Origin of the sequence: Paracoccus sp. S4493, assembly GCF_000967735.1 — a bacterium.
GTDB lineage: Bacteria > Pseudomonadota > Alphaproteobacteria > Rhodobacterales > Rhodobacteraceae > Paracoccus > Paracoccus marcusii.
Map to the genome: position 1 here is coordinate 22358 of NZ_JXYF01000046.1, position 7679 is coordinate 30036.

Genomic DNA, 7679 nt, shown 5'->3' on the forward strand with positions numbered 1-7679 from the left:
CCACCTGCAGATCACCGAGATGATGATTCGCGACATCGCCGCGGGTCGTCTGGTCGATGGCCAGAAGCTGCCGCCCGAACGCCAGATGGCCCAGGCGCATGACACCACCGTGCGGACCCTGCGCAAGGCGCTGGCCGAACTGGAGGCGCAGGGCCTGCTGGACCGTCGGCAGGGATCGGGGAACTACATCCGGGCGGGCGAACCGACGCGGGCGGTCTATTCGATGTTCCGGCTGGAACATGCGCAGGGCGGGGGCGGGCTGCCGCGGGCGCGGCTGCTGTCGGTCGGATCGCATCCCAAGGATGCCGGCCAGCCCGCCTATGGCAGCGCCGATCACGGCACCCGGTTCCGGCGCCTGCGGTTCCTGGACGACACCCCCATTGCGGTCGAGGAGATCTGGCTGGACGGCGGGGCCGGGGCCATCCCCCCCGAGATGGTGCAGGATTCGCTGTACCTGACCTATAAGCGGGCGCTGAAGCTGTGGATCACCCGGGCCGAGGATCGCGTCGGCTTGGGCACCGTGCCCGACTGGGCGCCGCCCGATTTCGCGCCCCGCCCCGGCAGCACGACCGCCTTCATCCAGCGCCTGTCCTGGGCGCAGACCCAGGACGCGGTCGAATTCTCGCGCACCTGGTACGACACCGACCGCGCGCTCTACGTCCAGCGCCTCGTCTAAGGAGATCCCATGACCATGCAAGACAGCCGTGTGATCACCTATGGCGTGATCGGCTGCGGGATGATGGGCCAGGAACACCTGCGCAACATCGCCCTGCTGCCCGGCACCGCCATCGGTGCCATCTTCGAACCCGACGCCGCCATGCGCGCCCGCGCCGCGGCGCTGGCCCCCGGTGCACGCATGGTCGACAGCGTGGCCGACCTGCTGGCGCATCCGGGGCTGGACTGCCTGCTGATCGCCAGCCCGAACCACCGCCATGTCGAACAGCTGCAGGCCGTGGCCGCGCACAGGCCGCTGCCGGTGCTGGTGGAAAAGCCGCTGTTCACCCAGGCGTCGGACGCGGCGGCGGTGGCGGAACTGGCCGCACGGCACGCGGCGCCGGTCTGGGTCGCGATGGAGTACCGCTACATGCCCCCCGTCGCCCGGCTGCTGGAGATGGCCCAGGAGGCCACCGGCGGCATCCGCATGCTGAGCATCCGCGAACACCGTTATCCGTTCCTGTCCAAGGTCGGTCAGTGGAACCGCTTCAACCGCTACAGCGGCGGGACGTTCGTCGAGAAGTGCTGTCACTTCTTCGACCTGATGCGGCTGGCGCTGGGGTCTGACCCGGTCCGTGTGATGGCGACCGGCGGGCAGGCGCTGAACCACCTGGACGAGGTGCATGACGGCCGGACGCCCGACATCTTCGACCACGGCTATGTCGCGGTGGACTTTGCCGACGGCACCCGCGCCATGCTGGAGCTGTGCATGTTCGCCGAAGGATCGCGCTGGCAGGAGGAGATCAGCGCCGTGGGCCCCCGCGGCAAGATCGAGGCCTTCGTGCCTGGTCCCACGCGCTTCTGGCCCGCGCATCTGGGCGATCCGCCCGTGGCGCAGGTCGTCGTGTCGCCCCGCGAACCCCGCGGGCCGCAGGTCCACGTGATCCCCGTGGACCCGACGCTGCTGGATGCGGGGGATCACAACGGCTCGACCTTCTATCAGCACCGGGGGTTCTTGGAACTTGTCCGCGGCCAGCGCGACCGCCCCGACGTCAGCGTCCAGGACGGCATCTGGGCCGTGCGCATGGGGCTGGCGGCGCAGACCGCGATGATCGAGCGGCGCGTCGTCGAATTGTGACGACCCGCACAGCGGATGTGCGGCCAAGGCAGTGCCGCGCATCCGCGAAACGCGCTATCAGGGGAAAAATCCGCATCGAAGGCCCCCCATGCGCCAGAACACCAAAGCCAGCTATGGCAGCGTCACCCGCAGCCTGCACTGGCTGACCGCCCTGATCATCCTGTCCAACATCGCCCTAGGTCTGTGGGCCGAACGCATCCCGCTGGAGCAGATGGCGCTCAAGGTGCAGGTGTTCTCGTTCCACAAGACGCTGGGTCTTGCGGCGCTGGTCGTGGCGCTGGTGCGCATCGGCTGGGCGCTGACCCAGACGCGCCCCGCCCCCGTCCACCCCGAACGCCGACTGGAGACCCTGCTGGCCGAGGCGGTGCATTGGACGCTTTACGGCTCGATGGTGCTGGTGCCGGTGACGGGCTGGATCGAACATGCCGCGACCGACGGGTTCGCGCCGATCCTGTGGCCCTTGGGGCAGGGGCTGCCGCTGGTGCCGAAATCGCCCGCCCTGGCGATGGTCATGGCCCAGGTGCACCACGTCTTTGCCTTCCTGCTGATCGGGTCGGTGGTCCTGCATGTGGCGGGCGCCATCAAGCATGCGGTGATCGACCGCGACGGGGTGCTGGGCCGCATGACGCGGGGCGTGCCCGCGGGCCGGGGCGTCGCCGCCCGCCACGCGCTGCCGGCGCTGGTCGCGGTGGCGGTCTTCGGGGCTGGGGCGGCCTATGCGCTGGCCACCGCGCCGCGCGACGCGGCCCCGGTGGCGATGCTGGAACAGGCGGCGTCTGAATGGCAGGTCACCGACGGTGAACTCGGCTTTGCCGTGCGCCAGATGGGATCGACCGTGACCGGCAGCTTTGCCGACTGGACGGCGGCGATCACGTTCGACCCGGACAGCGGTACGGGCGCCGTGACGGTGACCATCAACATGGACAGCGTCACCATCGGCACCGTCACCGACCAGGCCAAGGGGGCTGAGTTCTTTGACGTCGCCGCCCATCCCACCGCCGTCTTCGAGGGCACGATCCGACCCGAGGGCGCGGGCTATGTCGCCGAAGGACCGCTGCGCCTGCGCGACCAGCAGATGCCCGTCACGCTGCCCTTCGATCTGACCATCACGGACGGCGTCGCCGTGATGCAGGGGCAGGCCGTGATGGACCGCCGCGACTGGAAGGTGGGGGCGGGATATGCCGACGAAAGCACGGTGGGGTTCCAGGTGGACCTGAGCGTCGCGCTGACCGCCACACGGTGATGTGCGCTGGCTGACAGCCCCTGTTCGCGCATCGCTAGTTGCCCCACGGGCCGCTTCCAAGGATGGTGCCCCCACAACAAACGGAGATTCCGATGCTGAAAACGACCGCCCTGACCGCCGCTTTCGCCCTTGTCGCCGGTGCCGCCCTGGCCGAGCCGCAGGCCTACAGCCTGGACACCTCGCACAGCCAGATCGTGTTCGACTACAGCCACCTGGGCTTCTCGACCACGACGGGCATGTTCGGCGACATCACCGGCACGATCATGTTCGACGCCGAGGACCCGGCCGCATCCTCGGTCGAGGCGACGTTCCCGGTCGCTTCGCTGATGACCGGCTTTGCAGGCCGTGACGAGCACTTCCTGTCGCCCGACTTCTTCGGCGCCGAGGGTGCCGCCCCCGAGGTGACCTTCAAGTCCACGGGCATCGAGGTCACCGGCGACACCACCGCGCTGATCACCGGCGATCTGACCCTGAACGGCGTCACCAAGGAGGTCGTCCTGGACACCACGCTGAACCAGCAGGGCACCCACCCGATGGAGAACAAGCCCTGGCTGGGCTTTGACGCGACCACCACCCTGCTGCGCAGCGACTTCAACGCCGGCATGTTCGCCCCCGCCGTGTCCGACGAGGTCGAGGTCCGCATCTCGGTCGAGGCGATGCCCGCCGAATGATTGCCGATCCGGCGTGACGACAGGGGCCCGTGGCATCGCCGCGGGCCCTTTCGCATGTCGCCGATCCGATAGCCGGGTCGCGACCGGCATGGTTGACTGGTCTGCGCGAATCACCGCTGGATCGGAAGGCCGCCGCATGACCGCCAAAACCATCCTTGCCCTGCTGGCGGCGCTGCCGCTGGCCGCCTGCGCCGGTGACGACCTGACCGGCCCCGCCGCCACCGCCTGCCGCGCGGCCATCGCGGCCCAAGTGGGCACGGGCCTGTCCGCCGTCACCGTCGTCACCATGACCGAAACGCAGGCAGGCGCCGAGGTCCAGGCGGCCGTCACTGGGGCCGAGGCGCCATGGACCTGTCGGACCGACGCAGCCCATCGCGTGCTGGACGTGATGTATTCCGGCAGCGAGGGGGCCCTGTGAGCCCAAAACGAAAAGATGCCCGCAGGCCACCTGGGGCAGGGTTCACACGATTGCATCTGGGGGGATGACTGGTAGCGGAGGAGGGACTCGAACCCCCGACACGCGGATTATGATTCCGCTGCTCTAACCAACTGAGCTACTCCGCCACGAGTAGCGGCGATCTAAAAGACTGGCGCAGGGCCGTCAAGCGGGTTTTGCCAAAAAGCGCGCGCAGAGCGTTCGGGGCGCTAGATCTGCACGCCCGCGCAGCGCGCGGTGTTGCGGATGTGGTCGCGCATATGCGCCTGCGCCGCGTCGGGATCGCGCCGTTCCATCGCGGCCAGGATGGCACGGTGTTCGGCGATGGACTGCGCCATGCGATCGGGGTCGGTGTTCGGGATCGGCTGGCGCTGCGTCTCGGTCAGCAGCTGGCTGACGGTGCTGTACAACGTGGCCAGCATCCGGTTCGGGCAGGCCTGCGCGATGCCTTGATGCAGGGCCAGGTCCGCGTCCACATGGGCGACCAGGTCGCCCTGCGCCCAGGCCTTCTCGAACTGGGCGGCGGCCGATTGCAGGCCGGCCAGCGCATCGGGGGTGATGGCGGATGCGGCCAGCCGCGCCAGCTCTCCCTCGATCAGCAGGCGGGTCTGGAACACCTCGCGCAGATCGTGGGCATCGTCATAGCGCCATGTCGTCTGAGCGGGCCGCGTGGCCGGGTCCATCACGAAGGTCCCCCGTGCGGGCAGGGTCTGGACCAGGCCCAACGTCTCCAGCGTCAGCAGCGCCTCGCGCAGCGACGGGCGCGACACGTTCAGCTGTTCCGACAGCACCCGCTGCGACGGCAGCCGCTCTCCGGCCTTGAGTTCGCCCGACCGGATCATCTCCTGCAGGCGACGCGCGATGGTCTGCGTCACCGGTCCCTTGTCCCACATCACCCGCGCATTGCCCTTTCCGTCGGCATCCCGTCCGCCATCCATCTGCACAGGAACCACGGCCATTGCAAACCGGATCGGCCCGTGGCTTGATACTGGTCAGACCGGTTTGGCCGGTCAATCCAGAATCATAAAGACGGGGAGATGATGATGCACGGAAAAAGGATGCGCCGCACGACCATGGCACTGGCGCTGCTTGCCGGTTCGGCCCTTGCCGCGTCGGCACAGGAGACCCTGACGGTGGGCGCCAACATCGGCAACGTCCCGTGGGAGTTCCAGGACGATGCCGGCCAGTTCGTGGGCTTCGAGATCGACCTGGTCGCCGCCGTGGCCGACCGCATGGGCGCCGAGGTCGAGACGGTGAACATTCCCTTCAACGGGCTGTTCTCTGCCGTGCAGTCGGGGCGGATCGACATCGCGACCAGCTCCATCACCATCACCGACGAACGCCTGGAATCGGTGACCTTCGCCCAGCCCTATTACGACAGCGACCAGTCGCTGACCGCCCTGGCCGCGGGGCCGAAATCGCTGGCCGAGATGAAGGACAAGGTCGTGGGCGTGGACACCGGATCGACCGGCGACATGTGGGCGACCGAGAACCAGGCCGAATACGGGTTCGCCGACATCCGCCGCTATGAGGGGCTGGCGCCCGCGATGCTGGACCTGCAGGCGGGGCGGATCGACGGGTACGTGTCGGACATCCCGGCGCTGCAGTACTACGTCAAGGACAAGCCGCAGCTGGCCGTCGTCGAACGCATTCCGACCGGAGAGAAGTATTCGATGATGTTCGCCAAGGACGCCGAACTGGCGACCGAGGTCAACACCGTACTGGACGCGCTGAAGACCGAGGGCGTGGTGGCCGAGCTGCACGAGAAATGGTTCGGCGTCGTTCCCGATGCGGGGTCGTCCACCGTCACCGTCCTGCCGATGCCGACGCTCAACTGATCCGACAGCCGGGTCCGGGCCCGTCCCGGACCCGAAGGGATGCACATGGATATCTTCGACACCTTCCTGAACGCCGAGGTGATGCGGCGGACCTTTCCCATGCTGCTGCAGGGTCTGTGGATCACGCTGCAGCTGGGGGCGGCCAGCATCGTCGCGGGGCTGGTGCTGGGCCTGGGGCTGGCGATGGCGCGGCTGTACGGGCCCGGCCCGGTCCGGTTCGTGACACGGCTCTATATCGACATCTTCCGGTCGATCCCGCTGCTGGTCCTGCTGATCATCGTCTATTACGCGCTGCCCTTCGTAGGTTTGCGCCTGTCGCCATTCGCATCCGCCATGAGCGCGCTGACGCTGGTGTCGGGCGCCTATACGGCCGAGATCTTTCGCGCCGGCATCGAGGCGATTCCCAAGGGCCAGTTCGAGGCCTCCGCCGCCCTGGGTCTGAACGGCCGCCAGACCATGGCCGATGTGATCCTGCCGCAGGCGGTGCGGATCGTCATCCCGCCGCTGACCAACAATTCGATCAACGTGGTCAAGGACACCGCGCTGGCATCGGTCGTGGCCATGCCCGACCTGCTGAAGCAGGCGACGCAGGCGCAGGCCCTGGCCGCGAACCCCACGCCGCTGATCGTGGCCGCGGTGATCTATATCGCGTTCCTGTGGCCGCTGGTCGCCCTGGTGTCGCGCATGGAACGCCGCTTTGCGGCCCGGAGGCGCTGAGATGGCCGGTTTCGTCAGCATCCGCAACCTGCGGAAATCCTATGGCAGCTTCGAGGCGCTGCGCGGCATCGACCTGGACGTCGCCAAGGGCGAGGTGGTGTGCATCATCGGCCCGTCGGGGTCCGGCAAATCGACCCTGATCCGCTGCATCAACCGGCTGGAGGGGTTCGACCCCGCAAGCGAGATCCGCGTGGACGGCACGCCCGTCACCACCGGCCGCGCCCTGGCCCGCGTGCGTGCCGAGGTCGGGATGGTGTTCCAGTCCTTCAATCTGTTCCCGCATCTGACGGTACGCGAGAACGTCATGCTGGCGCCCCGCCGCGTGCGCCGCACCACGCGGGCGGATGCCGCGGCCCAGGCCGACCGCCTGCTGGCCCGCGTGGGCATTTCCAGCCAGGCCGACAAGTACCCCGAGAATCTGTCCGGCGGCCAGCAGCAGCGCGTCGCCATCGCCCGGGCGCTGGCGATGGAGCCGCAGGTGATGCTCTTCGACGAACCGACCAGCGCGCTGGACCCCGAAATGGTGGGCGAGGTGCTGGACGTCATGCGCGATCTGGCCCGCACCGGCACCACCATGATCGTCGTCACGCACGAGATGGGATTCGCGTCCCAGGTGGCCGACCGCGTCATCTTCATGGATGCGGGCCAGATCGTCGAACAGGGACCGCCCGCGCAGGTGCTGTCCGACCCCCAAGAACCACGCACGCGCAATTTCCTGGGCGCCGTGCTGAACCACTGAAGGACGACCCCGATGACACAGCTGGACATGGCCTATGTGCAGTCCCAATTCCCCGGCCTGACGCAGGACTGGGTGTTCTTCGACAATGCCGGCGGCGCGCAGATCGCTCAGCCCGCGCTGGACCGCATGGTCGAGTTCCTGACGCACCGCAACGTCCAGATCGGGGGCAGCTATGCGGTGTCGCAGGCCGCGGCCGAGGCGCTGATGGCGGGCCGTCGCGCCGCCGCGACGCTGGTCAATGCC

Annotated in this window: 9 protein-coding genes, 1 tRNA gene and 1 pseudogene; 9 read left to right on the forward strand and 2 right to left on the reverse strand. The window is 68.3% G+C overall.

From position 1 onward, the window contains the following. Positions 1 to 19 precede the first annotated feature (19 nt). The 5 genes from TW83_RS08905 (at position 20) to TW83_RS08925 (ending at position 4124) form a co-directional block, all read left to right on the forward strand. Positions 20 to 676 carry a GntR family transcriptional regulator gene (locus tag TW83_RS08905; RefSeq protein ID WP_045982425.1) on the forward strand — a complete coding sequence of 219 codons (657 nt, stop codon included), beginning with the start codon at positions 20 to 22 and terminating at the stop codon, positions 674 to 676. A gap of 15 nt (positions 677 to 691) precedes the next feature. Further along, positions 692 to 1792, forward strand: coding sequence for a Gfo/Idh/MocA family oxidoreductase (locus TW83_RS08910; protein WP_045982426.1), 1101 nt, complete (start codon positions 692 to 694; stop codon positions 1790 to 1792). Positions 1793 to 1880: 88 nt separating this feature from the next. Beyond that, positions 1881 to 3035: a cytochrome b/b6 domain-containing protein gene (locus TW83_RS08915; RefSeq protein WP_045982419.1), complete on the forward strand. Its 1155-nt coding sequence runs from the start codon at positions 1881 to 1883 to the stop codon at positions 3033 to 3035. 92 nt (positions 3036 to 3127) lie between these two features. After that, positions 3128 to 3706, forward strand: coding sequence for a YceI family protein (locus TW83_RS08920; RefSeq protein ID WP_176695150.1), 579 nt, complete (start codon positions 3128 to 3130; stop codon positions 3704 to 3706). Positions 3707 to 3842: 136 nt separating this feature from the next. Next, positions 3843 to 4124 carry a hypothetical protein gene (locus TW83_RS08925; protein ID WP_045982420.1) on the forward strand — a complete coding sequence of 94 codons (282 nt, stop codon included), beginning with the start codon at positions 3843 to 3845 and terminating at the stop codon, positions 4122 to 4124. 69 nt (positions 4125 to 4193) lie between these two features. Here the strand turns inward: TW83_RS08925 and TW83_RS08930 are convergent. Beyond that, positions 4194 to 4270: transfer RNA gene (locus TW83_RS08930), tRNA-Met, on the reverse strand. A gap of 81 nt (positions 4271 to 4351) precedes the next feature. After that, positions 4352 to 5101, reverse strand: a complete 750-nt coding sequence (locus TW83_RS08935) for a FadR/GntR family transcriptional regulator (protein WP_239441311.1) — start codon at positions 5099 to 5101, stop codon at positions 4352 to 4354. A gap of 99 nt (positions 5102 to 5200) precedes the next feature. On the opposite strand from TW83_RS08935, the gene TW83_RS08940 reads away from it, so the two are divergent. The 4 genes and pseudogenes from TW83_RS08940 to TW83_RS08955 form a co-directional block, all read left to right on the forward strand. Then, positions 5201 to 5980, forward strand: a complete 780-nt coding sequence (locus tag TW83_RS08940) for an ABC transporter substrate-binding protein (protein WP_162198034.1) — start codon at positions 5201 to 5203, stop codon at positions 5978 to 5980. Between the two features lie 45 nt (positions 5981 to 6025). After that, a complete protein-coding gene (locus tag TW83_RS08945; RefSeq protein ID WP_045982421.1) occupies positions 6026 to 6697 on the forward strand; it encodes an amino acid ABC transporter permease in 672 nt (223 codons plus the stop codon). Position 6698: 1 nt separating this feature from the next. Continuing rightward, positions 6699 to 7436 (forward strand): amino acid ABC transporter ATP-binding protein, encoded by a 738-nt coding sequence (locus TW83_RS08950; RefSeq protein ID WP_045982422.1) that lies wholly within the window; start codon positions 6699 to 6701, stop codon positions 7434 to 7436. 12 nt (positions 7437 to 7448) lie between these two features. Then, a pseudogene (locus TW83_RS08955) lies at positions 7449 to 7679 on the forward strand (cysteine desulfurase-like protein); the annotation flags it as partial.

What these genes read in the sequence shown, in the direction of transcription:
- TW83_RS08925 (WP_045982420.1), top strand. Translation starts at nt 3,843, where the DNA reads ATGACCGCCAAAACCATCCTTGCCCTGCTGGCGGCGCTGCCGCTGGCC.
- TW83_RS08915 (WP_045982419.1), top strand. Translation starts at nt 1,881, where the DNA reads ATGCGCCAGAACACCAAAGCCAGCTATGGCAGCGTCACCCGCAGCCTG.
- TW83_RS08940 (WP_162198034.1), top strand. Translation starts at nt 5,201, where the DNA reads ATGCGCCGCACGACCATGGCACTGGCGCTGCTTGCCGGTTCGGCCCTT.
- TW83_RS08950 (WP_045982422.1), top strand. Translation starts at nt 6,699, where the DNA reads ATGGCCGGTTTCGTCAGCATCCGCAACCTGCGGAAATCCTATGGCAGC.
- TW83_RS08945 (WP_045982421.1), top strand. Translation starts at nt 6,026, where the DNA reads ATGGATATCTTCGACACCTTCCTGAACGCCGAGGTGATGCGGCGGACC.
- TW83_RS08935 (WP_239441311.1), bottom strand. Translation starts at nt 5,101, where the DNA reads ATGGCCGTGGTTCCTGTGCAGATGGATGGCGGACGGGATGCCGACGGA.
- TW83_RS08910 (WP_045982426.1), top strand. Translation starts at nt 692, where the DNA reads ATGCAAGACAGCCGTGTGATCACCTATGGCGTGATCGGCTGCGGGATG.
- TW83_RS08920 (WP_176695150.1), top strand. Translation starts at nt 3,128, where the DNA reads ATGCTGAAAACGACCGCCCTGACCGCCGCTTTCGCCCTTGTCGCCGGT.
- TW83_RS08905 (WP_045982425.1), top strand. Translation starts at nt 20, where the DNA reads ATGATGATTCGCGACATCGCCGCGGGTCGTCTGGTCGATGGCCAGAAG.